Annotated in this window: 22 protein-coding genes; 5 read left to right on the top strand and 17 right to left on the bottom strand. The window is 74.1% G+C overall.

Annotation, left to right across the window (positions count from 1 at the left end; genetic code table 11):
- Nucleotides 1-138 precede the first annotated feature (138 nt).
- From GXP74_RS18400 to GXP74_RS18350, 11 genes are all read right to left on the bottom strand, one after another.
- The gene (locus GXP74_RS18400) at nucleotides 139-915 is read right to left on the bottom strand and encodes an alpha/beta hydrolase (RefSeq protein WP_182452531.1); all 777 of its coding nucleotides are present in this window, start codon (nucleotides 913-915) and stop codon (nucleotides 139-141) included.
- The gene (locus GXP74_RS18395) at nucleotides 912-2,078 is read right to left on the bottom strand and encodes an LLM class flavin-dependent oxidoreductase (RefSeq protein WP_182452530.1); all 1,167 of its coding nucleotides are present in this window, start codon (nucleotides 2,076-2,078) and stop codon (nucleotides 912-914) included. The genes GXP74_RS18400 and GXP74_RS18395 overlap by 4 nt, the downstream gene beginning before the upstream one ends.
- 3 nt (nucleotides 2,079-2,081) lie before the next feature.
- A complete protein-coding gene (locus GXP74_RS18390) occupies nucleotides 2,082-3,329 on the bottom strand; it encodes an acyl-CoA dehydrogenase family protein (protein ID WP_182452529.1) in 1,248 nt (415 codons plus the stop codon).
- Nucleotides 3,326-4,450, bottom strand: coding sequence for an LLM class flavin-dependent oxidoreductase (locus GXP74_RS18385; RefSeq protein WP_182452528.1), 1,125 nt, complete (start codon nucleotides 4,448-4,450; stop codon nucleotides 3,326-3,328). The genes GXP74_RS18390 and GXP74_RS18385 overlap by 4 nt, the downstream gene beginning before the upstream one ends.
- A 55-nt stretch (nucleotides 4,451-4,505) precedes the next feature.
- Nucleotides 4,506-5,531, bottom strand: a complete 1,026-nt coding sequence (locus GXP74_RS18380) for an ABC transporter ATP-binding protein (RefSeq protein WP_182452527.1) — start codon at nucleotides 5,529-5,531, stop codon at nucleotides 4,506-4,508.
- On the bottom strand, nucleotides 5,528-6,565 hold the full coding sequence (locus GXP74_RS18375; RefSeq protein WP_182452526.1) for an ABC transporter ATP-binding protein: 1,038 nt from the start codon (nucleotides 6,563-6,565) through the stop codon (nucleotides 5,528-5,530). Before GXP74_RS18375 ends, GXP74_RS18380 begins: the two co-directional genes overlap by 4 nt.
- The gene (locus GXP74_RS18370; protein WP_182452525.1) at nucleotides 6,546-7,460 is read right to left on the bottom strand and encodes an ABC transporter permease; all 915 of its coding nucleotides are present in this window, start codon (nucleotides 7,458-7,460) and stop codon (nucleotides 6,546-6,548) included. The genes GXP74_RS18375 and GXP74_RS18370 overlap by 20 nt, the downstream gene beginning before the upstream one ends.
- The gene (locus GXP74_RS18365) at nucleotides 7,457-8,545 is read right to left on the bottom strand and encodes an ABC transporter permease (protein ID WP_225448030.1); all 1,089 of its coding nucleotides are present in this window, start codon (nucleotides 8,543-8,545) and stop codon (nucleotides 7,457-7,459) included. Before GXP74_RS18365 ends, GXP74_RS18370 begins: the two co-directional genes overlap by 4 nt.
- Complete coding sequence (locus GXP74_RS18360; protein ID WP_182452524.1) at nucleotides 8,542-10,104, bottom strand: ABC transporter substrate-binding protein; 1,563 nt, start codon at nucleotides 10,102-10,104, stop codon at nucleotides 8,542-8,544. The genes GXP74_RS18365 and GXP74_RS18360 overlap by 4 nt, the downstream gene beginning before the upstream one ends.
- A 473-nt stretch (nucleotides 10,105-10,577) precedes the next feature.
- A complete protein-coding gene (locus tag GXP74_RS18355) occupies nucleotides 10,578-11,501 on the bottom strand; it encodes a DsbA family protein (protein WP_182452523.1) in 924 nt (307 codons plus the stop codon).
- Complete coding sequence (locus GXP74_RS18350; protein ID WP_182452522.1) at nucleotides 11,498-11,920, bottom strand: Rrf2 family transcriptional regulator; 423 nt, start codon at nucleotides 11,918-11,920, stop codon at nucleotides 11,498-11,500. The genes GXP74_RS18355 and GXP74_RS18350 overlap by 4 nt, the downstream gene beginning before the upstream one ends.
- A 176-nt stretch (nucleotides 11,921-12,096) precedes the next feature.
- On the opposite strand from GXP74_RS18350, the gene GXP74_RS18345 reads away from it, so the two are divergent.
- Complete coding sequence (locus tag GXP74_RS18345) at nucleotides 12,097-12,600, top strand: cupin domain-containing protein (protein WP_182452521.1); 504 nt, start codon at nucleotides 12,097-12,099, stop codon at nucleotides 12,598-12,600.
- Nucleotides 12,601-12,605: 5 nt separating this feature from the next.
- Here GXP74_RS18345 and GXP74_RS18340 read toward each other — a convergent pair whose 3' ends face one another.
- A complete protein-coding gene (locus GXP74_RS18340) occupies nucleotides 12,606-13,196 on the bottom strand; it encodes a TetR/AcrR family transcriptional regulator (protein ID WP_182452520.1) in 591 nt (196 codons plus the stop codon).
- Nucleotides 13,197-13,373: 177 nt separating this feature from the next.
- On the opposite strand from GXP74_RS18340, the gene GXP74_RS18335 reads away from it, so the two are divergent.
- Nucleotides 13,374-14,306, top strand: a complete 933-nt coding sequence (locus tag GXP74_RS18335) for an alpha/beta fold hydrolase (protein ID WP_182452519.1) — start codon at nucleotides 13,374-13,376, stop codon at nucleotides 14,304-14,306.
- A gap of 50 nt (nucleotides 14,307-14,356) precedes the next feature.
- On the opposite strand, the gene GXP74_RS18330 is transcribed toward GXP74_RS18335, so the two are convergent.
- The 3 genes from GXP74_RS18330 to GXP74_RS18320 form a co-directional block, all read right to left on the bottom strand.
- Nucleotides 14,357-15,472, bottom strand: coding sequence for an epoxide hydrolase family protein (locus tag GXP74_RS18330; protein ID WP_182452518.1), 1,116 nt, complete (start codon nucleotides 15,470-15,472; stop codon nucleotides 14,357-14,359).
- A gap of 151 nt (nucleotides 15,473-15,623) precedes the next feature.
- The gene (locus GXP74_RS18325) at nucleotides 15,624-16,253 is read right to left on the bottom strand and encodes a TetR/AcrR family transcriptional regulator (protein ID WP_182452517.1); all 630 of its coding nucleotides are present in this window, start codon (nucleotides 16,251-16,253) and stop codon (nucleotides 15,624-15,626) included.
- Between the two features lie 109 nt (nucleotides 16,254-16,362).
- On the bottom strand, nucleotides 16,363-17,448 hold the full coding sequence (locus GXP74_RS18320; protein WP_182452516.1) for a thaumatin family protein: 1,086 nt from the start codon (nucleotides 17,446-17,448) through the stop codon (nucleotides 16,363-16,365).
- Between the two features lie 193 nt (nucleotides 17,449-17,641).
- On the opposite strand from GXP74_RS18320, the gene GXP74_RS18315 reads away from it, so the two are divergent.
- Together GXP74_RS18315 and GXP74_RS18310 are read left to right on the top strand one after the other, a co-directional pair.
- On the top strand, nucleotides 17,642-19,555 hold the full coding sequence (locus GXP74_RS18315) for a sigma-70 family RNA polymerase sigma factor (protein ID WP_182452515.1): 1,914 nt from the start codon (nucleotides 17,642-17,644) through the stop codon (nucleotides 19,553-19,555).
- A gap of 115 nt (nucleotides 19,556-19,670) precedes the next feature.
- A complete protein-coding gene (locus GXP74_RS18310; protein WP_182452514.1) occupies nucleotides 19,671-20,162 on the top strand; it encodes a hypothetical protein in 492 nt (163 codons plus the stop codon).
- 37 nt (nucleotides 20,163-20,199) lie between these two features.
- Here GXP74_RS18310 and GXP74_RS18305 read toward each other — a convergent pair whose 3' ends face one another.
- On the bottom strand, nucleotides 20,200-21,543 hold the full coding sequence (locus GXP74_RS18305) for a hypothetical protein (RefSeq protein ID WP_182452513.1): 1,344 nt from the start codon (nucleotides 21,541-21,543) through the stop codon (nucleotides 20,200-20,202).
- A 132-nt stretch (nucleotides 21,544-21,675) separates the two neighbouring features.
- On the opposite strand from GXP74_RS18305, the gene GXP74_RS18300 reads away from it, so the two are divergent.
- The gene (locus GXP74_RS18300; RefSeq protein WP_182452512.1) at nucleotides 21,676-22,464 is read left to right on the top strand and encodes an SDR family oxidoreductase; all 789 of its coding nucleotides are present in this window, start codon (nucleotides 21,676-21,678) and stop codon (nucleotides 22,462-22,464) included.
- A gap of 75 nt (nucleotides 22,465-22,539) precedes the next feature.
- Here GXP74_RS18300 and GXP74_RS18295 read toward each other — a convergent pair whose 3' ends face one another.
- Complete coding sequence (locus GXP74_RS18295) at nucleotides 22,540-23,415, bottom strand: SDR family oxidoreductase (RefSeq protein WP_182452511.1); 876 nt, start codon at nucleotides 23,413-23,415, stop codon at nucleotides 22,540-22,542.
- Between the last annotated feature and the right edge of the window lie 10 nt (nucleotides 23,416-23,425).

The following is a 23,425-nucleotide window of genomic DNA, read 5'->3' as shown; positions in this document are numbered from 1 at the left end:
GTTCTCCTCGCTGGGGTGGATCGCGTGGTGGGACAGGGAGTCGGACTGCAAGCAGGGCTGGGAATGGGGCTGGGAGCGGGACCGGCGGGTCCGAGCCGCTGTCCAGCCGGTCCGGGGAGCGGCTGGACAGCGGGGCGGCTACGGCCGCTCGGCGGTGCTGAGGGTCACCACGGCCGGCGACCCGGGTCCGCCCCGCAGGCGTTCCAGCCACTGGACGACGGTGGCGGCGACGCTGCGGTGGGAGATGTCGTTGAGCGCGTCGTGCCGTCCGCCGGTGACGGTCGCCAGCACCGCCCCCGGCAGGGCCGATGCCAGGCGGCGGGCCTCGGCGACCGGGCTGACGGTGTCGGCGTCCCCGTGGATCAGCAGCACCGGGAGGTCGCCGAGTTGCCGTGCGGCCCGGTCGGCGGCCCGGGTGATCGAGGCCGGGACCGGCTCGGCCAGGCTGCCCCGGTCGAAGCCGGGGTCCGCGTCCAGCCGCCCCCGGTGCGTGGGGCAGGCCGTACGAGCGGTCAACTCCCCCTCCCAGTCGGTGATTGACGTTCCGTCATCGGCGAGTGCGGTGCCTGCCAGCAGGAGCGCGTCGATGCGCAGCGACGGGTCGGCGGCGGCGGCCAGCGCTCGCAGCGCGCCGGTGTCGGAGCCGGCCAGGACCAGCGGGACCGGCGCGCCCCCGGCCAGCCGGGCGATCTCCGCGACGGCGGCCCGCTGGTCCGGTCCGGCGGTGTCGAGGACGTGCACCACGTAGGCGTCGGCGGCAAGTCGGCGGCCGAAGCGCTCGTACACGCCGGGGTGCTCGCCACGGCCGGGGAGCAGCACCAGGGTGCCGCGCGGCAGCAGGCCCTGGTCGGGGTGCCAGCTGGTGCCGCGGGCGGTGTCGCGGTTGGTGGCGCGGTTGGTGGCGGGGGCGGTCATCGGGCACCGCCGGGGACCGACACCAGCGGGGTGCGGGCGGCGGCGCTTCCACGGGCGGCGTTCTCGCGGTTGGCGATCTCCTGGCGTACCAGGGGCAGCAGTTGCTTGCCGTAGTCGACCGCGTCGTCCAGCGGGTCGTAGCCGCGGATCAGCAGGGTGGTCACGCCGATGTCGACGTAGTCGAGCAGGGCCTGGGCGACCGTTTCCGGGGTGCCGACCAGGGCGGTGGAGTTCCCGGCGGCGCCGGTGGCGGCGGCGGGGGCGGTCCACAGTGCCCGGTCGTGCCGGTCGGCCTTGGCCGCGGCGGCGAGCAGCCGCTGCGAGCCGGAGTTCTGCGGCCGCGCGTCGGGGCCGACCGGCAGGATCGCCCGGCGGCGGCCGAACAGCGGGTTCTTCGCGCCGTGGCCCTTGATGGTGTCCAGGATGCCGTGCGCGCGTTCCCAGGCGGCCTCCTCGGTCGCACCGAGGATCGGTCGGAAGGAGACGCTGATCCGGGGCGGGGTGGTCCGCCCGGCGGCCTCGGCGGCGGCGCGGACGGAGGCGATCTGCTGCGCGGTCTCGGCCAGTGGCTCGCCCCACAGCGCGAAGACGTCGGCGTGCTTGCCGCCGACCCGGTAGGCGGCCGGGGAGGATCCGCCGAAGTACAGCGGGATGCGCGGCTGCTGGACCGGGCGGACCTCGGCGTGGAAGTCCTCGAAGCGGTAGTAGCGGCCTTCCAGTCCGAAGGGCTCGTCCTCGGTCCAGGCGCGGGTGAGGACGTCGAGGTACTCGTCGGTGCGGTCGTAGCGCTCGTCCTTGGGCAGGTGGTCGCCGTCGCGGCGCTGCTCGGTGTCGTGGCCGCCGGTGATGATGTGGACCGCGACCCGGCCGCCGGAGAACTGGTCCAGGGTGGCGAAGGTGCGGGCGGCGAGCGTGGGCGCGACGAAGCCGGGCCGGTGGGCGACGAGCAGGCCCAGGCGTTCGGTGTGGGCGGCGACGTGGGCGGCGACCTGGGTGCCGTCGGGCTGGCTGGAGCCGTAGCCGATGAGGATCCGGTCGAACCCGGCCTCCTCGTGGGCCCGGGCGAAGCGGCGGGTGTAGTCGGGGTCGACCACGGGTCCGGACGGTGGCCGGGTCTCCGATCCGTCGCGGGTGCCGATCATGCCGATGAATTCGACGCTCATGGGTCAGCTGCCTTCTGTGGGTGTCGGGGCGGGTGTCGGGGCGGGTGTCGGGGCGGGTGCGGAAGCGGTGGACCGGCGGGCCAGGGCGGCCCGTCCGGCGGCGAGCAGGACCGTGTCGTCCTGGGGGGTGTGCACCCGGCTGCACAGGACGTCGCGCAGGTGCCGTTGCAGGGGGTTGTCCTGGGTGAGGCCGTGGTTGCCGATCAGAGCGACCGCCTGTTCGACCGCGCCGATGGCGGCGCGGGTGCCGATGACCTTGGCCGCGCCGGCGTCCTCGGCTGCCGCCGCGTCCCCCTGGTCGGTGGCCCGGGCCAGCGCGCCGACCAGCCGTTCCGCGCCGGTGAGCGCGGTGTCGATCTCACCGACCGCGGTCTGGAAGCGCGGCAGCGTGGCCAGCGGCGCGCCGAGGGCGGTCGGGGTGCGCTGGTGCAGGAAGCCGGTGAGCCAGTGCTGGGCGGCGCGGGCGACCCCGAGGTAGAGGGCGGTCAGGCCGAGCGCGTTCCAGGCGCCGCTGACGACGTCCCTTCCCCCGTCGGTTCCGGGAGCGGCGAGGCCGATGACGTCTCCGAGCGGGACCGCGACCGCGTCCAGCCGGACGTCGTCGCTGCGGCTGGCCCGCAGGCCGAGGTGGTTCCAGGTGGGCAGCACGGTCAGTCCGGGGCTGCCCGGCTGGACCAGGAACGAGCCGACCCGGGGCGCGGCTTCGTCGGTGCGGGCCCAGACCAGCATCCGGCCGAGGGCCTCCGCGCCGGTGGAGAAGATCTTGTGGCCGGTCAGTTCCCAGTGGTCGCCGCGCTGCCGGGCCACGGTCGCGGGCAGGCCGCCGCGCACCGGCGAGCCGAGGTCCGGCTCCACCCGCAGCGCGTTGACCAGCACCGGCCCGTCGGCTGATGCCGTCAGCAGCCGCTCGTACGCCGGTCGCGGCCAGGCGCCGTTGCGGGCCTGGGCGGCGTGGGTGAACAGGGTCATCGCGGTGACCAGGGCGACCGCCGGGTCTCCGCCGCCCAGGACCCGCAGGATCCGGACGGTGTCGGCGAGCCCGGCGCCGGGGCCGCCGTGCGCGCGGCCGACGGTCGCGGTGAGCAGCCCCGCCTGGTGCACGGCGGCGACGCCCTCGTAGGGGAAGCTCGCGTCGCGGTCGTGTTCGGCGGCGCGGGCCGCCAGCGCGGCGGCGACCCGGGGCAGCCGGTCGAGGTCGGGCGCGGGAAGGCCGGGTGCGGGGCGGTCGGGTGCGGGGCGGTTCCGGCTCATGCGCCCGCGGCTCCCGCGCCCACCAGGCCGTGGTCCTCGACGGGTCGGCGGTTGCCGACGAAGCCCTGGCGCTCCGACTGCTCCCGCACCAGGCTCACCAGCGTCCCGTAGTCGCGGGCGTCCTCCAGCGGGGAGAAGCCGCGGATCAGCAGCGTGCCGACGCCCAGCGCGGTGTAGTCCAGCAGCGACTCGGCGACCTGCTCGTACGAGCCGACCAGTGCGGTCGAGTTGCCGGCCGCGCCGGTGACCTTGGCCACCGCGGTCCACAGCCGCTTGTCGTGGACGTCGCCCTGGGCCGCGTACTCAAGGAGGCGCTGGGAGCCCTGCTGCCCGGTGTGGTCGATCTTGAAGGCCCGGCGCAGCTCGCCGGAGCGCTCCTTGGTGAGCCGCAGGATCTCCTCGGCCCGCTGCCACGCCCCGGCCTCGGTCGCGGCCGGGATCGGCCGCAGGCTGACGCTGAAGTTCGGCACCCGCCCGTGCGGCGCGGCGGCCTCGCGGACCTGGGTGATCCGCTCGGCGATACCGGCCAGCGGCTCTCCCCAGAACGCGTACACGTCGGCGTGCTTGGCCCCGGCCCGGACCGCGTCGTCGGAGGCGCCGCCGAAGTAGACCGGGATCGGCCGGGACGGCAGCAGCGACGAGCGTCCGCCGCGCACCTGGTAGAACTCCCCGTCGTGGTCGAAGGGCTCGGTGGCGGTCCAGGTCTTGCGGACCACCTGCAGGAACTCGTCGGTACGCCGGTAGCGGGTGGGCTTGTCACTGAGGTCGCCGTCCCGGGCCTGGTCGGCGTCGTCGCCGCCGGTGATCACGTGCAGGGCGACCCGGCCCGGGTGGAAGGCGTCCAGGGTGGCGAACTTGCGCGCGGCCAGGGTCGGCGAGACGAAACCGGGCCGGTGGGCCAGCAGCACCCCGAGCCGGGTGGTGTGGGTGAGCACCTGGTCGGCGACGGTGAAGCCGTCCGGGCTCCCGGAGGAGTGCGCGACCAGGATCCGGTCGAAGCCGGACCGCTCGTGGGCCTGGGCGAGTTCGCGCAGGTAGCCGGGCTGGACGACCGGCCCGGTGGGGGTCCCGGTCTCGCTGAACGGCGCGGTGGAGGCGATGCCGATGAACTCGATGGACATGGGTGTCTCCTGCATCATGGGGAGGAACGGCCTTGGGGAACCGGGTGGGTGCGGGTCAGTCGGCGAGCGCGGGCGCGGCCAGCTGCTCGCGCCAGGTGGAGGCGTGGTGGCAGGCGGCCTCACGCCCGCCCGCGCTGCCCGCGGCCGGTGGCGCGACCTGGCAGGCGTCGGAGGTGAACGGGCAGCGGGCGGCGAAGCCGCAGCCCCGCTGGTCCTCCAGCAGCGCCCAGCCCGGAAGGTCCGCACGCGGGCGCAACTGCCCCGCGCGGATGCTGTGTTCACGCCGGACGCTGGGCGCGGAGGCGGTCAGCAGTGCGGTGTAGGGGTGCAGCGGGCGGGTCAGCACCTCGGCGGTGGGGCCCTGTTCGACCAGCCGCCCGCGGTAGAGCACCGCGATCCGGTCGGCGATCCCGGCCAGCGAGCTGAGGTCGTGCGAGATGACGACGACGGCCACGTCCAGCTCGTCGCGCAGCCGGTCGAACAGCCGCAGCACATGGTTGCGGTTGGACGCGTCCAGGGCGCTCACCGGTTCGTCCGCGAGCAGCAGCCGAGGGCGGGTGACCACGGTCCGGGCCAGCGCCACCCGCTGCCGCTGCCCACCGGAGAGCTGTCCCGGCAGCCGGTCGGCGATCCCGGCGTCCAGGCCGACCCGGCGCAGCGCCTCGGCGGCGCGGTCGGCGCGCTGCTCGCGGCTGCCGGTGCCGGTCGCCGCGAGCGGTTCGGCGACCAGCGCGCCGACCGTCAGGTCCGGGTCGAGCGAGCGCAGCGGGTCCTGGAACAGGTACTGGACCCGCCCGGTGCGGCGGAACTCCCGCAGCGCCCGACCGCGCAGCCCGGTGACCTCGGCCCCGTCCACGGTGATCCGACCGCCGCTGACCGGGGCCAGGCCGACCACGGCCCGGGCCAGTGTGGTCTTGCCGGAGCCGGTCTCGCCGATGACGCCGAGGATCTCGCCTGCCCGGGCGTGCAGCGACACTCCGTCCAGAACCTGCCGGCCGGGACGTCCGCCGCGCCGGCCGAAGGTCACCGACAGTTCCTCGATCCGCAGCAGGGTGCTGCCCTCGTTCTGTTCGGCACTCATGCGGTCACCTCCCGCGGGGTGGTTCCGGACAGGGTCAGTTCCGCGGTGCGCAGGCAGCGGCTGCGCCGGTCGAGCCCGCTGGGGCGCAGCTCCACCGGGCCCTCGGTGCAGGCGGTCGTGGTGTGGGCGCAGCGGTCCGCGAAGCGGCAGCCGCTCGGCGCGCGTCCGGCCTCGGGCGGTCGGCCGGGGATCACCGCGAGCTCGCGGCGCGACCAGTCGCCGATCGAGGCCACCCGCAGCAGCGCCTCGGTGTAGGGGTGCGCGGGCGCGGCCAGGACCTGCTCGGTCGGGCCGTCCTCGACCACCTCCCCGGCGTACAGCACCACGATCCGGTCGCAGACCTCGGCGACCACCGCCAGGTCGTGGCTGACCAGCAGCAGTGCCAGGCCGCGCTCGGACCGCAGCCGTCCCAGCAGGTCCAGCACCTCGGCCTGGACCACGGTGTCGAGCGCGGTGGTGGCCTCGTCGGCGACCAGCAGGTCGGGGTCTCCGGCGATCGCGGTGGCGATCAGCACCCGCTGGAGCATCCCGCCGGACAGCTCGTAGGGATAGCGGTGGTAGACCTGTTCGGGCTGGTGCAGACCGACCGCCGCGAACAGCTCCACGGCCCGCCGGTGGGCGTCCGGGCGGGAGAGTCCCTGGCGCACCCGCAGCGGTTCGGCGAGCTGGCGGCCGACGGTCAGGGAGGGGTTCAGGTAGGACGCCGGGTCCTGGAAGACCGCGCCGAGGCTCACCCCGCGCAGCCGCTCCCAACCGCGCCGGTCCAGGCCGGTCAGCTCGGTTCCGGACAGTGTCGCCCGCCCGGCCGAGACGGCGCAGCCGGGCGGCAGTGCCCCGAGGACGGAGCGGCAGGTCAGCGTCTTGCCGCTGCCGGACTCGCCGACCAGGCCGACGGACTCCCCGGCGCGGACGCTGAAGGAGACGTCGCGGACGGCCTCGACCCGGCCGCCGCCCACGGTGATGTGCAGGCCCTCGACGGCGAGGACCGGTGCCACGGCCGCCGGATCCGGCCCTTCAGGCTGCGAGGTCGGCATCGGCCTTCTCCTCCCGGACGGTGGGGACGGTGGTCGGGTCCCCGGCGGGTGCGGGGTCCGCGCCGCCGGGGCGGAGCACGTCCGCGGCGCCGCTGTCCCGCAGGGCGTCGGCGAGCAGGTGCAGCGCACCGGCGGTGATCATGACCAGGACCCCGGGCAGGACCGGTGCCCACGGCTGCTGGGAGAGGTAGCCGAGGTCGGTGGCCAGCATGCCGCCCCAGGTCGGAGCGGGCGGCTGGACGCCGAGTCCGAGGAAGGTCAGTGAGGCGACCGTGAGCAGGCTGGTGGCCAGGGCCTGGGCGGCGGTGACGGCCACGGTCGGCAGCACCTTGCTCCAGATGTGCACCCGCAGCACCCAGCTGCGGGAGGCCCCCATGAGTTCGGCGGCCTCCACGTACGGGGACTGCCGCAACCCCAGGGCGGCGGCGCGGGTGACCCGGAAGAACAGCGGCGACAGCAGCACCCCGAGCGCGATCATGGCCTGGTGCAGTCCGTTGCCGAGGATGCCGATGGCGGCGATCGCGAAGAGGGTGAACGGCAGCGTCATCAGCGCGTCCACGGCCCGCAGCGCGGCCCACTCGAAGACCCGGCCGAGCCAGAGCGAGGCCAGCCCCGGGATGATGCCGATGACCAGGGCGACTCCGGTGGCCTCCAGCGCCCCGGCCACCGACAGGCCGGTCCCGGCCAGCAGCCGCGACAGCACGTCCCGGCCGAGGTAGTCGGTGCCGAGCAGGTGGTTGCCGCTGGGTCCGGCCAGGATGTGGTTCGGGTCCTGGGCGAGCGGGTCGTGCGGGGCGAGCTGCCCGCCGAAGACCGCCAGCAGCGCGACCAGGGCCAGGACCGCGAGGGCCAGCCGGGCGATGCGGAACTGCCAGGTACGGCGCAGGGTCCTCATCCGGCGGCCCTCCCGTCGACGCTCGCGCCGGGCCCGGTCCGCCGACGGCGGGCGGCCGGATTGAGCGCCGAAAGCCCGGCGTTGACCGCCAGGTTCGAGATCAGCACCACCCCGACGGTGACCAGCAGCGTGCCCTGGATCACCGGCACGTCCTGCTCCTGCGCGGCCTGCAGAGCGAGTTGGGCGATGCCCGGAAGGTTGAAGATCCGCTCGGTGACGACCGCGCCGCCGATCACCATCGGCACGCTCATGCCGAGGACGGTGAGCGCGGGCCCGGCGGCGTTCCGCAGCACGTGGCCGAAGAGCACCCGGCGGGCGGAGAGGCCGCGCATCGCCGCGCCGGTGACGTAGTTCTCCCGCAGCGCGCCGACCAGCGAGGTGCGCAGCTGCCGGGCGATCCCGGCGGCGGCGTCCAGGCTCAGCGCGAAGGCGGGCAGCAGGGCGAACCGCAGCCACTGGCCCGGGTCCTGGGTGAACGGCAGATAACCGCCCGAGGGCAGCGCGCCCAGCTGCACCGAGACGATCACGATCAGCGCGATCGCGGCGACGAAGGCGGGCAGGGTGCCGAGCACCGCGCAGACGGCCGTGACCAGCCGGTCGACCCAGCCGCCGTTGCTGAGCGCGGCGGCGATCCCGGCGGCGCCGCCCAGCACCACCGCGATCAGCAGCGCCAGACCGGCCACCGACAGGTCCACCGGCAGCGCCTGGAAGACGCTCTGCGAGACCGACGCCGAGGTGAACCAGGAACGTCCCAGGTCACCCCGCAGGGCGTGGCCGAGCCAGCTGACGTACTGTACCGGCAGCGGCCGGTCCAGGCCGAACTGGTGGTTCATCCGGGCGATGTCGGCCGGGGTGGCGGTGATGCCGAGCACCGCCGCGCCCGGGTTGTCCCCGGACATCGCGCCGAGGCCGAAGGTCAGCATCGAGGACAGCAGGAACACCGTCACCGTGCTCGCGAGCGCCCTGGCCACCGGCAGCGGCGCCCGCCCGGCGCGGGCGGACAGCGCCCGCAGCCGAACGGCGCCCGTCCCCGTCCTGTGGTCACCGCCCGTCCGGCCCGGACCGTCCGCTGTCACGGCGCTCACGCGACGGTCACCCCTTCGAAGCGCTGCACCACGGCGTCGGCGGGCAGCGCCGAGACGCCGCGCTGCCGGGCCAGGATCCGCGGCACGGTGTAGAGGAAGACGTTCGGCATGGTCCGCACCGCCAGCGCGGTCGCGGCCCGCAGCACGGCCGGGTACTCGGGCGAGTCCAGCGGCGTCGCCGAGACCTTGGCCAGCGCGGCGGCCAGTCCCGGGGGCGCGACCCGGCCCGGGTTCATCAGGCCCTGCGTGCCGAACAGGACCTGGAATGCCTGGGCGGCGGAGTCGCGTCCGGCGAACTGGTCGGTGAACAGCGACTCGGAGTGGTTCACGTAGACGATCTCGGTGGCCTGGGCCAGCGGGATCACCTGGATCTTCGCGTTGAACCCGACCGCCTGCAACTGCGCCTGCAACTGCTCGGGCAGCCCGGCCGCGGCCGTGGTGGTGATCTCCAGGTCGACCCCGCCGCTCGGATAACCCGCCTGTGCGAGAAGCGACTTGGCCTTGGCCGGGTCGTACGGGTACAGGCCGTCCGAGGACGGGTCATGGCCGACGTAGCCGGGCGGGAACGGCTGGTTGCTGACCTCGCCGTAGCCGAACTGCTGCGTCTTGAGCAGTGCCTGACGGTCGATCGCGTACTGCAACGCCAGCGCCACGTCCGGGTTGGTGAACGGCGCCTTGCTGGTGTTGACGTCGAGCACGGCGACCACCATCGAGGAGATCACCTGCACGTCGAGACCGGCCGCCTTGGCGGCGGCGACCTCGCTGCCGGGTATCTCCGCGACGTTGTACTGCCCGGACTGAAGCGCCGCCACGACCGTGCTGGAGTCGGGCAGCGGGTAGACCTCGAAGCTCTCCAGCTTGATGTTGGCCGCGTCCCAGTAGGCGGGGTTGCGCTTCAGCACCGCCTTCTCGTTCTGCACGTAGGAGGTGAGCGTGAAGGGCCCCGCGCCGACCGGCTGGGTGGCGAGGCCGGCCGGGTTCGCGCCGAACGCCTGGGGACTGACGATCATCCCGGTCTTCCCGGCCAGCAGGTTGGGTATCTGGTAGTCGGCCTGGGTGAGCTTGACGACGACGCTGATCGTACTGGCCGCGACGACCTCCGCGACGTGCGCCAGCTGCGCCGCGACCAGTGACTTGGCGTCGGTCCGGCTTCGGTCCAGGCTCTTCTTGACCGCCGCCGCGTCCAGCGCGCTGCCGTCGCTGAAGGTCAGGCCCGGGCGCAGGGTGAAGGTGAGCTGCGTCCCGGTCGGGTCGTAGGCCCAGGAACTGGCCAGCGCGGGAACGGCGTTGCCGTGGGCGTCGAGCTTGGTCAGGGCCGCGTAGACCAGCGACAGCTCATGGACGTCCCACCCGGCCGAGGAGTAGATCGGGTCCCAGGAGGTCGGCAGGGCCCAACCCCACTTCAGCGTGCCCGAGGTGGAACCGGCGCCGGTGGAACCCGAACCGGAGCCACTGCCGCAGGCCGTGAGCGCGACCGCGGCGCCCGCGCCGACGCCGAGACCGAGGAAGGACCGTCTGGCGAGGACGGATGTGCCGGAGGACTTCAGTGCAGAGGTCATGACGAGGCGTCACCTTCGTTGAGAGCGCGTCGGACCGCCCCCGTCGTGCGGGGCGTGCGGGCAGCGCGGGGCACCGCGGCCGGGCGGACCGACAGCGTGGGGGCGGGATTCGTGAGCGTGGGCCCGAGGGCACGGAGCGGGGCCGGACGGACAGGCGGCAGCACCGGGAGCGGACGGCGCGGGAACACGCACTGTCCGACCGGGCGGCGTTCCGGAGGCGCGGCCGGTGGGCTCGGAACCGTTGGCACCGGAACCGGTTGGTGTGGAGGCAGCGGACGCGGAACCGCGGCTCAGTCGCTCATGAGGCGGTCAACGAGCGGCCGGCCGACCTGGCTCTCGGCAGGTCAGCGACAGAGTGCGCTGGAGGTGCGCCGCAGGTCCACATAGTGGCGCACCACGGCGGGGTGCGTCGTAAGCATGTGCTCATCCTGGGGGCGCGGGAGCGCACCTGTCAATGGACACCAAAAGGTGTCTCATTCTCCGACGGCGCTCCCGGCCACCGATCCCGCCGTGCGACGCGTCGCCGCCTCCGCCGGATGCAACCACAGCGGACCGCCCGCCGTGTCCACCCGCACCGCGCCGGACGGCGGCTCCTGCGCGCCGGTCAGCAGCAGCAACTCCCTTGCTGTCAGGCTTCGGTAGCAGTCCAGCGCCTCCGCCGCGGAGAGCCTGCGGCGGCGGGTCGCGGCTGTCGGCAGGACCTCCCGCAGCGCCTCGGTGTACGCCCGCGGGTCACGCAGCCCGGGCACCACCCGGCACCCGCCGGGACCGCGGATAACGATTGTGGGCAGGGCGTAGCGGAACTCCCCGTCGTCCAGCTCCCGGGCCCCGCCGGGGTGCGGTCCGGGCCCCTGGAGGTCCAGTACCTGTGGCAGCGGTGCGCGCGCCTCGGCGTGGTCGGCCCGCACCGAGGCGACGACGGCGTCCGAGGCGGCGTCCGCCCGCAACCGCTCCCGGTCCAGACCGGGAACACCGCGCACGCTGTCCAGCGCCCGCTGTTCGGTGTCGGCGGGCACGCCGAGCACGAACACCGACTCACGCAACCTGCGCAGCACCCGCTCGGCCACCAGCGGCCCCTGCGCCTCGGCCGCGCGCGCCACCAGCGAGGCCGGCCAACTGGTCCGCGCCACCCGTTCCAGCCGAGCGGCACGCGGCGCACCGGTGTGCCCCGCCACCTGGCGGATGTAGTCCGCGTACCAGGCGGTCTCGGCGTCGGGATCGGGGGCGGGATCGTCATCCGAGTCGAACAGGATCGCGAACACCCGCCGCCACCGGATCAGCCCCTCGGCCTGTGCCCGCAACCGCCGGAAGGCGGGCTCCGAGCCCCAGGCCCACGGGCACAGCGGGTCCGTGTACTCGACGACCTCGTACGCGTGGGTCTCCGGTCCGCCGGTCACACCGCGACCGGTTCCCGTACCGGCCGCAGGAGCAGCGAGGCGATGGTGGTGTCGGCCAGCACCTGGCGGGCGTTGGCCTCGATCTCGCGCCAGACATCGGGCAGTCCGGCCGCCGGACCGGGGTAGGCGAGGCCGGTCAGCACCTCGCCGCGCAGGGTCATCAGTTCGCCGTCGACCGCGAGCGCCACCTCCAGCAGGCTGATGTCCCCGGCCGGACGCCCCAGCCAGTAGCCGCCCTCACAGCCGCGCTGGCTGCGGACCAGCCCGGCCCGGCGCAGGTCGCCGACGACGGACTTGAGGAAGCGGAAGGGGATCTCCTGGGACGAGGCGATGCTCTCGCACGTGAGCGGCCGTGCCGTGTCGCGGGCGAGCTCCACCAGGGCGCGCACGGCGTAGTCGGCCTTCGCCGATATATGCATGACAGAAAATGTAACCCGGGAAACGGCGATGGTGGGGGTGGGGCGGGAAAAGACACCCCTTGACATCCTTTCCCCAGGGCTTCTACGGTCGGCCGCAGCCACCTCACCGCCGTCTCCACCCGCACGCCGCATCCGCACGCCGCATCCGTATCCGATCGAACACCGGGACTCCCCAGATGGCCGCGCAGCCCCCGAACCAGCACGACGGCTTCCATCCGGACCTGACCGACGCCTCCGCCGGGCCGAGCCCGGACGCCCGCGGCCGGGTGCACCACGTCCGGTCCGGCGACCTGGACGGCGACACCGCGCAGACCGGCGGGATGCGCCGCTTCGCCGCGATCAGCGGCGCCCGGGTCGGCTCGGAGCGGATGTGGATGGGCGAGACCCACGTCGCCGCGGCGACCTCCTCGGCCGACCACCACCACGGCGACTCGGAGACCGCGATCTACGTCGTCAGCGGCCACCCCGAGTTCGTGTTCCTGGAGGAGGCCGCCGACGGCACCACGCGCGAGGTCCGGCTGCGCACCGCGCCGGGCGACTACGTCTTCGTGCCCCCGTTCGTGCCGCACCGCGAGGAGAACCCCGCCCCGGACCAGGAGGCGGTGGTGGTGATCGCCCGCAGCACCCAGGAGGCCGTGGTGGTCAACCTCCCCGGCCTGCACGTACTGCACCGCCCGTAGCTTTCTCAGTCGTTCGCGCCGAGGGTCCGCGCGAGCGCGTCGAGGGTCACGTCGACGATCGCGCGCAGTTGCTCCGTGCTCGTTCCGGCTCTGCTCATGACGGCGAGGGACTGGTTCACGGCCGCGAGGTGGGTCGCGAAGGACTCGGCCGCCTCGTCGTGCAGCCGGCCGGCCTTCAGCGCGGCGCGTAGCCGGGTGTGCTGGACGCCGATCGCCTCCCGTGCCCGCGCCGCGATGCTCGCGCTCAGCACCGGGGTCGCCATGACTGTTTGGGCCACCAGGCATCCGTCGGGCAGAGCGGGGTCCGCGATGCGTTCCAGGGTGATGTCGAAGAACGCCCGCGCGGCGGCCAGGGGCCGGTCGGCGGCGCAGGACAGCGCGGCGTCGTACTTGCCTCCGTAGCGCGTGGTGTAGCGCTCCAGGCAGCGCATGAAGAGCGTGTCCTTGTCGCCGAGGGAGGAGTAGATGGAGCTGCGGTTGAGCCCGGTCGCCCGGGACAGGTCGTCCACCGACGTGTCCGCGTAGCCTGCCCGCCAGAACTGGATCATCGCGGCATCGAGCGCCGTGGCGACGTCGAACTGCTTCTTGCCTGCCATGCCGGTACCTCCCTCCTGCCCTGCCGTCCGCATGGGGACCATCATCCCATCTTGAACTAACCAGTTCAAGATGGGCTAGGGTGAAGGCATGATCATGGCCGGATACCCGCTCGCGGGCCTGGCCCGCGGCCGACGCGCCGCGTCAATCGGCACACCTCACACCAGTGGAGGAGAACCATGAATGACCCCGCAGGCACCCGCCACGACTCCGGCAACCCGGTCCGCGACCTGCCGCTAGCCGACCTGCCCGGTTTCACCCACCGTTGGGTCGACGCGGACGGCGTCCGGCTTCACGCGGTTGAAGGCGGTCAGCCGGACGGCCCAGCCATCGTGCTGCTCGCCGGGTTCCCGCAGACCTGGTGGGCGTGGCGCAAGGTGATGCCGAACCTGGCCGACCGGTTCCACGTCATCGCGATCGACCTGCCGGGCCAGGGCCACTCCGAACGTCCGGACATCAGCTACGACACGCACACGGCCGCCGCGCACGTCCACGCCGCGGTCAAGGCCCTCGGCGTCCCGACATACTGGCTGGCCGCCCACGACATCGGCGCGTGGGTCGCCTTCTCCCTCGCCTTGAAGTACCAGAGCCAGTTGCGTGGCCTGGCACTGCTCGACGCCGGTATCCCGGGCATCACCCTCCCTGACGCCATCCCGATCGATCCCGAGCGGGCCTGGAAGACCTGGCACTTCGCCTTCCACCTCGTGCCGGACCTGCCCGAGACACTGCTCGCTGGTCGCGAACGGGAGTACGTCGGCTGGTTCCTGAGGGTCAAGGCCCTCTCCCCCGGTGCCTTCGACGACGCCGAAATCGAGCAGTACGCCGCGTCCGTGGCCGCCGCCGGTGGTCTCCGTGCGTCCCTGGCCTACTACCGGAAGGCCGCCGAGTCGGCACAGAGGAACCACGAAGCGCTGGCACAGGAGCGCCTGACGGTCCCGGTCCTCGGGATCTCCAGCAGCCACGGCTCCATCCCCGACATGGCAGCCTCCATCAGGCCGTGGGCCGACCACGCCACCGGGATCGTCGTGCCGGACGCAGGACACTTCATCCCCGACGAACAACCCGGTGCCGTCGCTGCCGCGCTGACCGACTTCATCACCGAGGACGGTTGAGACCGGGCGGAAGGAACTGTACAGAACCGGTTGTTCGCGGGCTCCGGTGTTCACCGGTGGGCGCGGAAGAACTCGGTGATGTCGTGGGCGAGGAGTTCGGGCTCCTCGTGGGCGGGGAAGTGTCCGCCGCGGGGCATGCGGGTGTACCGGGTGATGTTGTAGGTGCGTTCGGCCCAGCTGCGGGGCGGGTGGGTGAGGTCGGCGGGGAACAGGGCCAGGGCGGTGGGCACGTCGACCCGTTCCACCCGCCTGGTCAGCCCCTGGGCGTATTCGTAGTAGGGCCGGAAGGAGGTCGAGATGGTCCGGGTGAACCAGTAGAGCGATGCCTGCGTCAGCAGGAAGTCGTCACTGAAGCGGGACGAGAGGTCTCCCCCGCAGTCGCTCCACGCCCGGTACTTCTCCAGGATCCAGGCCAGCAGCCCGGTTGCTGAGTCCGCCAACCCGTAGCTCAGGGTCGCCGGACGGGTGCTCTGCTGGTGCAGGTACCCGCCCTCCTGGGCGGACCACGCCGCGACGGAGTCGAGGTACTCCTGCTCCTGCGGGGTGACCGTGGCGGCGTCGGGGGCGACGGGGCCGGCGACCGCTGTCAGGTGGATGCCCACCAGGGCGTCAGGGTGCGCCTCCGCGAGTCGGGAGGTGACGCCGGCACCCAGGTCTCCTCCGTGCGCGGCGTAGCGGGCGAAGCCGAGAGCGTCGTGCATGAGCCGGTGCCAGATCTCGTGGGTCTGCGGCGGCTCGGAGAGCGAGGGCCGCTGCGGCGAGAGGCCGAACCCGGGCAGGGAGGGGACGATGACGGTGAACGCGTCCGCGGCCCGGCCTCCGTGTCGCGAGGGGGCGGCGAGCCGTCGGGCGAAGGCGGTCAGTTCGAGGAAGGAGCTGGGCCATCCGTTGGTCAGCACGATCGGCAGTGCGTCCGGGTGTTCGCCCTCGAAGCGCAGGTAGTGGACGGGTGTGCCGTCGATGTCCGCGAGGTGCGAGGGCAGCGCGTTGATCGCGGTCTCGTGGACGCGCCAGTCGTATTCGGTGGCCCAGTAGTTGACGAGCCGTCGCAGTTCACCGGCGTCGGTGCCCGCCTCCCGTCCGTCCAGCGGCCAGGGGGTGGGCCAGCGGGTGTGCAGCAGGCGGTACCGCAGATCCTCCAGCTCGGCCTCGGTGACAGCGACCATGGGCGCGTGGTGGTTCACGGAGTCTCCAGGTTCTCGTTCGCACGGGACGGCGATGCGCACCTGGGACCGGCGAAGACCGCGCAGGTCGCCCGCGCCCCGGCCGTCGCCCCGCGCACCGTCGGCGGTGTCCCGGCGGCGGCAGGCACACCGGTCATGAACCCGGCCCGGCGGGCGGTCCGAGCGTGCGGGCGATCGCGTCCCGCGTCGTCTCGCGCGACTCCGGGACGGTCATCAGCAGGGCGTGCATGATCATGCCTTCGAGCAGGGCGTCCAGGCGGGCAGCGCTGTCCCGGTCGGTGAAGCGGGCCAGCACGGTACGGCTGTCCCGCGTCCACGCCTGCGTCAGCGCCCGCAGCCCGGGGTCACGGAGGGCGGCCAGGTGCAGTTCGAAGCCCAGCACCGCACTGCGATGCCTGGACGGGCCCCCGTGGACGAGATCGACCAGGACCTCCAGGAGCTGCTCCCGGGTCTCCACACCAGCGAACAGGTCCCCGAACACAGCGGACTGCTGCTCGACGTGCCGGGCGAACGCCAGCGCCTGAAGATCGGCCAGGCTGGCGAAACGGTAGGTGATCGAGCCCAGCGGCACTCCCGCCCGGGCGGCGATGTGCCGGTGCGTGGTACCGGCCACCCCGTGCTCCGCGATGACGTCCAAGGTGGCATCCAGGATGTGTGCCCCGCGCTCCGGATCGTGGCGCCGGACCCGCCGCCCCCCACCGGCCGACTCCCTGGTCGGCGCGCTCCCGGGAGAGCCCGCCGACGACAGTTCCAGGTGCGACATGCCACGAACGTACAACCGTTAAGAACAAATGTACAAATGAATCGCGATGGCGCCCGGATCCACGACCCCGCTCACGGTCGGCGGCCGGGTCGTACCGCTCCTGCCCCGGCTACGGCGTCAGGCCCCAGGTGATCCGGTATCCGGCTTCGCCGGTGCTGGTGAAGGTGCTGGTGGCGTCGTCGTCGCAGTAGGAGTAGGCGAAGGGCTCGGCGCGCTTGAAGACCGCCGCGTAGTCGACCGGCCACTTCGTCGGATCGCAGTCGGCGCGCGGAGCCCACTGGCCCCGGCAGCAGTACTGGTCGGTGCCGAACACCCCGCAGGGCGACTCGCAGCCGACCACCGCGCCCCCGGCGTGGATCTGCAGCGCGGCCGGACAAGCGACCGGCGTGGTGCAGCCCGCCGCCTCGCAGCCGTTCGCACTGATCGGATCCTTGGCCGTGCCGCCGACGGTGTTGATCCACATCGGCAGGTTGGATCCGTCCACCAAGCTCACATCGTAGAAGTCCAGATCGTCGAAGGAGTTGAGGTTGAACTCGGCCAGGGTCGCCGGGATCGAGCCGTAGCCGGTGCACTGGAACAGGCCGCCGCAGTCCCCGGTCCGGCAGTGGCCGTGGCCGGTGGCGTCGAAGGAGCAGCCGGTGCGGCCCCAGAAGCGGCCGTTCCAGTGGTCGGGGACGCTGATGGTCACGCTCTGGCCGGGGTTCAGCACCCAGCCGGTGGTCGTCAGCGCGGGTTGGGCGGTCTGCTGCCCGGCGGCCACCCAGATCGTCTGCTGGACGGCGTTGACGAAGGTGACCAGCCGGTGCCCGGCGGTCGCGGCCGGGGCGGCGCCGCCCGCCGCGGTGGTCGTCGAGCCACTGCCCGTCGAGCCACTGCCCGTCGAGCCGCCGCTGGTTGAGCCCTTCCGGGGCGAGGCGGTACCGGTGGACGCGGCCGGGTGGGCGGAGGCCGGGGGTCGGGTCGCGGTTCGCGAGGCGCCGACCCGGGCGGACGGCGTGGCCCCCGCGTCCGGGCTCGCGGCGGCTCCGGCACCGGCCGCCGCTGTCGCCGCCGGAGCCGCCGACAGCGGTGCCCGGCTGGTGGCCGAGTGCCCCACCACGGTCAGTGCCGCCGCCAGGGCTGCGGTCAGCAGCACCGCCGCCGCCACGGCCGCGCGCCGCCGCACCCGCCGCGACCGGATCCTTCTGCGTCCCATCCGTACCTCCATGAAGCTCTCGCACCCGGGCGCGCACCTGGCGTCCGTCATCCAGGAGACTGGGCGGGCGTGAGCGGACAACAGAAAACCGGGCGGGTCGGGAAATTTCCGTGATCCGGCCGCCGCCGCACCGTCTCCTGAGCAGCGGGGCGTTGAGCGCGCCCCGGTGGTCGACGAAAGGGAACAGGGCGAGATGCGGACGAGCGGTTGGGGCACGGCGGCCGGCGGACGGCGCACCGGGGCGAATCCGGTGACGGTACTGGCCGCCCGCGACGGCGACACCCAGGCCATGGACGCTGTGGTGGCGCAGTCGCTCCCGCTGGTCTACAACATCGTCGGCCGCGCACTGAACGGCCACCCCGACACGGACGACGTCGTCCAGGAGACGATGCTGCGCGTCGTCCGCGGCCTGCCCGAGCTGCGGCAGCCGGAGTCGTACCGGTCCTGGCTGGTGGCGATAGCCGTGCGCCAGGCGCGGGACCGGGAGCGGGAGCGCCGGGACTCCCAGTGGCGGCAGTCCACCCTGGACACCGCCGCGGAGATCCCCGATCCGGCCTCCGACTTCGTCGCGCTGACCGTGCTCCGGCTGGGTCTGACCGACCAGCGCCGCGAGGTCGCCGAGGCGACCCGCTGGCTGGACGCCGACTACCGCGAGCTGCTGGCGCTGTGGTGGCTGGAGGAGTCCGGGGAGTTGCCGCGCGCGGAGCTGGCCGAGGCGCTGGGGCTGACCGGGCGGCATGCCGCCGTCCGGATCCAGCGGATGAAGGAGCAGTTGGAGACGGCGCGCACGGTGGTCCGGGCGTTGGAGGCCCGGCCGCGCTGCGCGGAGTTGGACGCGGTCGCGCTGGAGTGGGACGGCGTGCCCGGTGCGCTGTGGCGCAAGCGGCTGGCCCGGCATGTCCGCGAGTGCGGGCAGTGCGAGCCGGACCGGGGCGCGCTGCTGCCGCTGGGGCGGCTGCTGGGCGGGCTGCCGCTGCTGCCGGTGCCCTCGGCGCTGCACGCGCGGCTGGGCGTCACGGCGCCGGCTCCCGCCGCCGCGCCGGGGCGCGCCGCGCTCCGGGCCGGGCGGGCGGCCCGGCGCGGGCGGGCGCTGCCGGTGTCGGTCGCGGTGACCGGGGTCGCCGCCGCGACGGCGGGTGTGCTGCTGGCCGTCGGCCTGGCCGGGCACCCGTCCGCGCCGGGGCGCGCCACCGCGGCCACCGCCCCGCTGGCCGCGACCCCGGCGGCGCTGCCCACCCGTACCGCGCCGTCGCGGACACCGTCCGCGCCGACCGGGGCCGCGCACCGCTCGGCCCCGGCCCGCACCGCCCCGGCGCGCACCGCTCCCGCCGCGCCGCCGAACCCGTCGGCCGCCGCCGCGCCGACCACCGGGGCCAAGAAGGGCGTCGGCGCCTGGAGCTTCCCCGGGGTGGACAGCGCCCTGACCGAGTCCGGCGCCGACTGGTACTTCACCTGGTCCACCCAGCACCCGGGCATCGACACCCCGGCGCGGGTCGGCTTCGTCCCGATGATCTGGGGCGCGGGCTCGGTGACCGCCGCCGCGCTGGCCCAGGCCCGCGCCGAGGGCCCCTACCTGCTGGGCTTCAACGAGCCCGACATGACCTCCCAGTCCAACCTGTCGGTGAGCCAGGCACTGTCCCTGTGGCCGCGGTTGATGGCCACCGGGGACATCCTGGGCAGCCCGGCGGTGGCCACCGGGGCCGCCACTCCGGGCGGTTGGCTGGACCAGTTCATGAGCGGGGCGAAGGCCCGCGGCTACCGGGTCGACTTCATCGCCCTGCACTGGTACGGCGGCGACTTCGACACCACACAGGCGGTCGACCAGTTGCAGTCCTACGTCCAGGCCGTGTACGACCGCTACCACCTGCCGATCTGGCTGACCGAGTACGCCCTGATCAACTTCTCCGGCGGGGTCGGCTACCCGACCGGGCCGCAGCAGGCCGCGTTCGTCACCGCCTCCACCCGGATGCTCACCGCGCTCCCCTACCTCCAGCGCTACGCCTGGTTCGCGCTGCCCGGCACCACCGGCCAGCCGGGCACCGGCCTGTTCACCAACGGCCCGGTGGCCACCGACGCCGGTCGCGCCTTCGAGCAGGCGGCCGGCTGACCCGACGGATCAAGGACGCGTCAAAACAGTCGACGGCGGCAACCGGGAGGCCCGGAACGACCGTCATCATCAGCGAGATCACTCACTCGTCGTCAAGGGACCTGGGAAGACTTTCATGGCTCAGCTGCTCATCGAAGAGAACTTCCAGCACCTCGACGGTCAGGACGTGGAGTCGCTGATCGAGGCCCTGGCCGGGCTCGGTCTGCGCGCGGAGCCCACCCAGCCCCGCAGCCGGACCCACAGCGCCGGTTGGACCCTGGTCCTGCACTGGCTGCTGGACGACACCGGGCCGATCACCGGGGACGCCGTGCCGGCGGCGCTCGTCGCGGCCGTCACCGGGACGCTCGGCCAACCGCATCCGGTCGGGAACAGCGGCAGCAGCGTGCGGGACCGCACGCTGCCCGCGCGCATCGACATCCGCGGGCGCGCGGGGGAACTGCTCACCTCGGTCGCGGTCCCGGGCGCGGACACCGGGCCGGGGCCGAACCCCAGGCCCGGCGCGGAGCCGAGGCCGCCGGTCTCGCTGTGGCGGCGCGGGCGGCACCCGGCGGCCACCGACGACGGCACGCCGCGCCTGGTCCCGTCGGCTCCGGCGGCCGAGCGGTAGCCGCGGGGGCCGCGGGTCGCCCCGGGCGGCCGCGCCCTCAGCGCTTCGGCCGACCCAGCCACAGGTCGCGGTTGCCCGCGATCAGCACCCGGCCGTCGGACAGCGTGGTGACGGCGGCGGGCGGTTCCGCGCCGCAGCCGAGCGCGCCCCGGCGCCAGTCGGCGGCGCTGCCGTCGCCCACCCAGACGGCGCCGCAGTAGCTGGGGCTGGTGTCGGCCCGCGTTGCCGGGATCGTCTGGTGGCCGACCAGGACCGCTCGACCGGCCGCGTCGACGGTGGCCGCGACCAGATCGCCCGGCCCCATGGCCGGGCCGTCGCTCCGCTTCCAGGAGCTGCCGTCGGTGCTGGTGAGCACGAGCGGCCGGTCCGGGTCGCCGTAGTGGACGATGCTGCCGTAGGCGAGCCAGCCGTCCGCCAGCCGGACCACGCCGGTGATGGTCGACCCGGCGGGGAGTCCGTCGACCGTGTGCACGGTCCAGTGCGCACCCGCGTCGGTGGACGACCAGGTCGCCAACTGCCCCTGGGGCACGTTGCTGTAGGCGTTGGAGGCGCCCGCCGCCACGGCCACCACCGTGGCGCCGTCGGCGGCCAGCGCGCCGACGCCGGTGTCGGCGGCCCGGCCCGACGGCATCGGCAGCGGGACCCGGTGGACGGTGGCGCCGACGTCGTCCGAGGTCCACAGCAGCGGGTGGTACACCTCGCTGAGCATCTCCCCGCCGCCGATCAGCAGCCGGTTCCCGACCCGGATCGCGGTGCTGACCTCGCCCTGGTCCTCGGACTCGCTGTTCGGGTTGGCGGGTACCGGCAGCCCCAGGTCCGCCAGTCGCCGGTCCCTCCCGTTCGGGTAGACCCGGTCCACCTCGCCGTTCACCGCGATCAGCGAGCCGTCGGTCCAACGGACCACCGCCTGCCCGTACACGCCGCCGCCGTTCCAGCCCCCGGTGGCGGCCGGGGGACCGTCCCCGCCCGCGGCCGGGTCACCGCTGCCGGGTGTCGGGGACAGCGTCAGCCGGGTGCATCCCGGGCCGCTCGCCCAGTTCACCGGGACGCTGCGGTAGCCGTTCTGGAAGGTCCCGATCCCGAGCACGCAGGAGCCGTCGGTCAGCAACCGTTGCAGCCCCTCGCCGGGCGGGACGTAGTCACTCACCGAGGGCCACTCGACCGAGTCCGGGTAGCGGGTGAACCCCAGCGACGCGGCCGGGACCCCGGGCGCCACAGCGGAGGCCGACGCCGACGCCGACGCGGCAGCGGACGCGGTGCCGCTGCCCGCGCCGGACGGCGCGCCCGCCACCTGGGTTCCGCAGCCCGCCAGCGACAGCGCGAGCACCACCGCGGCCGGTATCCCGCGCGGAACCACGGCCCGGCGCTGACGCATACTCATGTTTCCCCCCGTGCAGCTGATCCCACCATCCTATGCACCCGCTGGAGCAGGTCCGTTGCGGCCCCTGGTTGACAAACCAAGCGCTTGCTAGGGTGGTCGGCACCTTCCGTTCGAACGCGGGGAGAGCAGCCCATGGCACTCAGCAACCCGGTGGACTTCACCGGTCGGACCGCCCTGGTCACCGGCGGCACCAAGGGCATCGGTCGCGCCGTCGCCGAGGCCTTCCTCGCCGCCGGGGCGGACGTCGTCGTCTGCGGCCGCGGCGAACCCGAGCGGCTGCCCGCGGCCGACGGCCGCACCGCGGTCTTCCACGCCGCCGACGTCCGCGATCCGGCCGCCGCCGCCGCGCTGGTGGACGCCGCGGCGGAGCGCTTCGGCCGTCTGGACGTGCTGGTCAACAACGCCGGTGGCTCCCCCGACGCCGACGCGGCCACCGTCTCACCGCGCTTCGTCGAGCGGATCGTGGCGCTGAACCTGCTCGCCCCCTTCTATGTGGCCCAGGCCGCCAACCGGGTGATGCGGACCCAGGAGCGCGGCGGATCCGTCATCAACATCGGCAGCGTCTCCGCGCACGACCCGCAGCCCGGTACCGCCGCGTACAGCGCCGCGAAGGCCGGGCTGCTCGCGCTCACCAGGGCGCTGGCACTGGAGTGGGCGCCCCGGGTGCGGGTCAACCACATCACCACCGGCCTGGTCCGCACCGAGAGCGCCGCTCCCGGCTACGGCCCGGACGGCGGCGCGGCGCTGGCCGGAATCATCCCGATGGGCCGGATGGCACTGCCCGGCGACGTGGCCGACGCCTGCCTGTTCCTCGCCGGTGACCTGGCCCGGTACGTCAACGGCGCGGACCTGGCCGTGCACGGCGGCGGCGAGCTCCCCGGCCGCCTGCTCGCCGTCAGGTCGGCTGCCGCGCGGGGCTGACCGACGGGCCCACACGGCCGTTCGTTCAGGCACCGGTTCGTTTCAGGCACCGGTTCGTTCAGGCACCGGTTCGTTTCAGGCACCGTAGACCGGGGCCGGGGCGGGGGCGCGGCGCAGCAGCTCGCGGACGGCGGGGCCGATCTCCGTCGGGTCCCAGCGCCGCTCGGACACCGCGCGCGGGCCGTGCTGCCAGCCGTCGGCGACGCTCAGCGTCCCGCCCTCGACCTCGAACATCCGGCCGGTCACGTCGCTGGAACCGGCGCCGGCCAGCCACACCACCAGCGGCGAGACGTTGCCGGGGTGCATCGCGTCGAAGCCGGACTCCGGCGCCCGCATCGTCTCCGCGAAGACCCGCTCGGTCATCGGGGTGCGGGCGGAGGGCGCGATCGCGTTCACGGTGACGCCGTAGCGGGCCAGTTCCACGGCCGCGATCTGCGTCAGCGCGGCGATCCCCGCCTTCGCCGCGCCGTAGTTGCCCTGACCGACGCTGCCCATCAGCCCGGCGCCGGAGCTGGTGTTGACGATCCGCGCGGCCACCGGGCGGCCCTGCCTGTGCTGCTCGCGCCAGTACCCGGCGGCGTGCCGCAGCGGCGCGAAGTGGCCCTTGAGGTCGACCTTCAGCACCAGGTCCCACTCCTCCTCGGACATGGACACCAGCATCCGGTCGCGGTTCACCCCGGCGTTGTTGACCAGCGCGTCGAGGCTGCCGAACTCGGTCACGGCCCGGCTGATCAGCGCCTCGGCGTAGCACCAGTCGCTGACGTCGCCGGTGTCGGCGACGGCGGTGCCGCCGGACCCGGTGATCTCCTCGGCCACCGCCCGCGCGGCCGCCCCGAGGTCGTTCACCACGACCCGGGCCCCGGCGGCGGCCAGGGCGAGCGCGTGCTCGCGCCCCAGCCCCTGGCCCGCCCCGGTCACCACGACGACGCGGTCCTGGCAGATTCCGGTCACGCTCTCCCCC

Source organism: Streptacidiphilus sp. P02-A3a, assembly GCF_014084105.1.
GTDB lineage: Bacteria > Actinomycetota > Actinomycetes > Streptomycetales > Streptomycetaceae > Streptacidiphilus.
This window is presented reverse-complemented; position numbering and strand designations above follow the sequence as displayed.

What these genes read in the sequence shown, in the direction of transcription:
- GXP74_RS18400 (WP_182452531.1), bottom strand. Translation starts at nt 915, where the DNA reads ATGACCGCCCCCGCCACCAACCGCGCCACCAACCGCGACACCGCCCGC.
- GXP74_RS18395 (WP_182452530.1), bottom strand. Translation starts at nt 2,078, where the DNA reads ATGAGCGTCGAATTCATCGGCATGATCGGCACCCGCGACGGATCGGAG.
- GXP74_RS18390 (WP_182452529.1), bottom strand. Translation starts at nt 3,329, where the DNA reads ATGAGCCGGAACCGCCCCGCACCCGACCGCCCCGCACCCGGCCTTCCC.
- GXP74_RS18385 (WP_182452528.1), bottom strand. Translation starts at nt 4,450, where the DNA reads ATGTCCATCGAGTTCATCGGCATCGCCTCCACCGCGCCGTTCAGCGAG.
- GXP74_RS18380 (WP_182452527.1), bottom strand. Translation starts at nt 5,531, where the DNA reads ATGAGTGCCGAACAGAACGAGGGCAGCACCCTGCTGCGGATCGAGGAA.
- GXP74_RS18375 (WP_182452526.1), bottom strand. Translation starts at nt 6,565, where the DNA reads ATGCCGACCTCGCAGCCTGAAGGGCCGGATCCGGCGGCCGTGGCACCG.
- GXP74_RS18370 (WP_182452525.1), bottom strand. Translation starts at nt 7,460, where the DNA reads ATGAGGACCCTGCGCCGTACCTGGCAGTTCCGCATCGCCCGGCTGGCC.
- GXP74_RS18360 (WP_182452524.1), bottom strand. Translation starts at nt 10,104, where the DNA reads ATGACCTCTGCACTGAAGTCCTCCGGCACATCCGTCCTCGCCAGACGG.
- GXP74_RS18350 (WP_182452522.1), bottom strand. Translation starts at nt 11,920, where the DNA reads ATGCATATATCGGCGAAGGCCGACTACGCCGTGCGCGCCCTGGTGGAG.
- GXP74_RS18345 (WP_182452521.1), top strand. Translation starts at nt 12,097, where the DNA reads ATGGCCGCGCAGCCCCCGAACCAGCACGACGGCTTCCATCCGGACCTG.
- GXP74_RS18340 (WP_182452520.1), bottom strand. Translation starts at nt 13,196, where the DNA reads ATGGCAGGCAAGAAGCAGTTCGACGTCGCCACGGCGCTCGATGCCGCG.
- GXP74_RS18335 (WP_182452519.1), top strand. Translation starts at nt 13,374, where the DNA reads ATGAATGACCCCGCAGGCACCCGCCACGACTCCGGCAACCCGGTCCGC.
- GXP74_RS18330 (WP_182452518.1), bottom strand. Translation starts at nt 15,472, where the DNA reads ATGGTCGCTGTCACCGAGGCCGAGCTGGAGGATCTGCGGTACCGCCTG.
- GXP74_RS18325 (WP_182452517.1), bottom strand. Translation starts at nt 16,253, where the DNA reads ATGTCGCACCTGGAACTGTCGTCGGCGGGCTCTCCCGGGAGCGCGCCG.
- GXP74_RS18320 (WP_182452516.1), bottom strand. Translation starts at nt 17,448, where the DNA reads ATGGGACGCAGAAGGATCCGGTCGCGGCGGGTGCGGCGGCGCGCGGCC.
- GXP74_RS18315 (WP_182452515.1), top strand. Translation starts at nt 17,642, where the DNA reads ATGCGGACGAGCGGTTGGGGCACGGCGGCCGGCGGACGGCGCACCGGG.
- GXP74_RS18310 (WP_182452514.1), top strand. Translation starts at nt 19,671, where the DNA reads ATGGCTCAGCTGCTCATCGAAGAGAACTTCCAGCACCTCGACGGTCAG.
- GXP74_RS18305 (WP_182452513.1), bottom strand. Translation starts at nt 21,543, where the DNA reads ATGAGTATGCGTCAGCGCCGGGCCGTGGTTCCGCGCGGGATACCGGCC.
- GXP74_RS18300 (WP_182452512.1), top strand. Translation starts at nt 21,676, where the DNA reads ATGGCACTCAGCAACCCGGTGGACTTCACCGGTCGGACCGCCCTGGTC.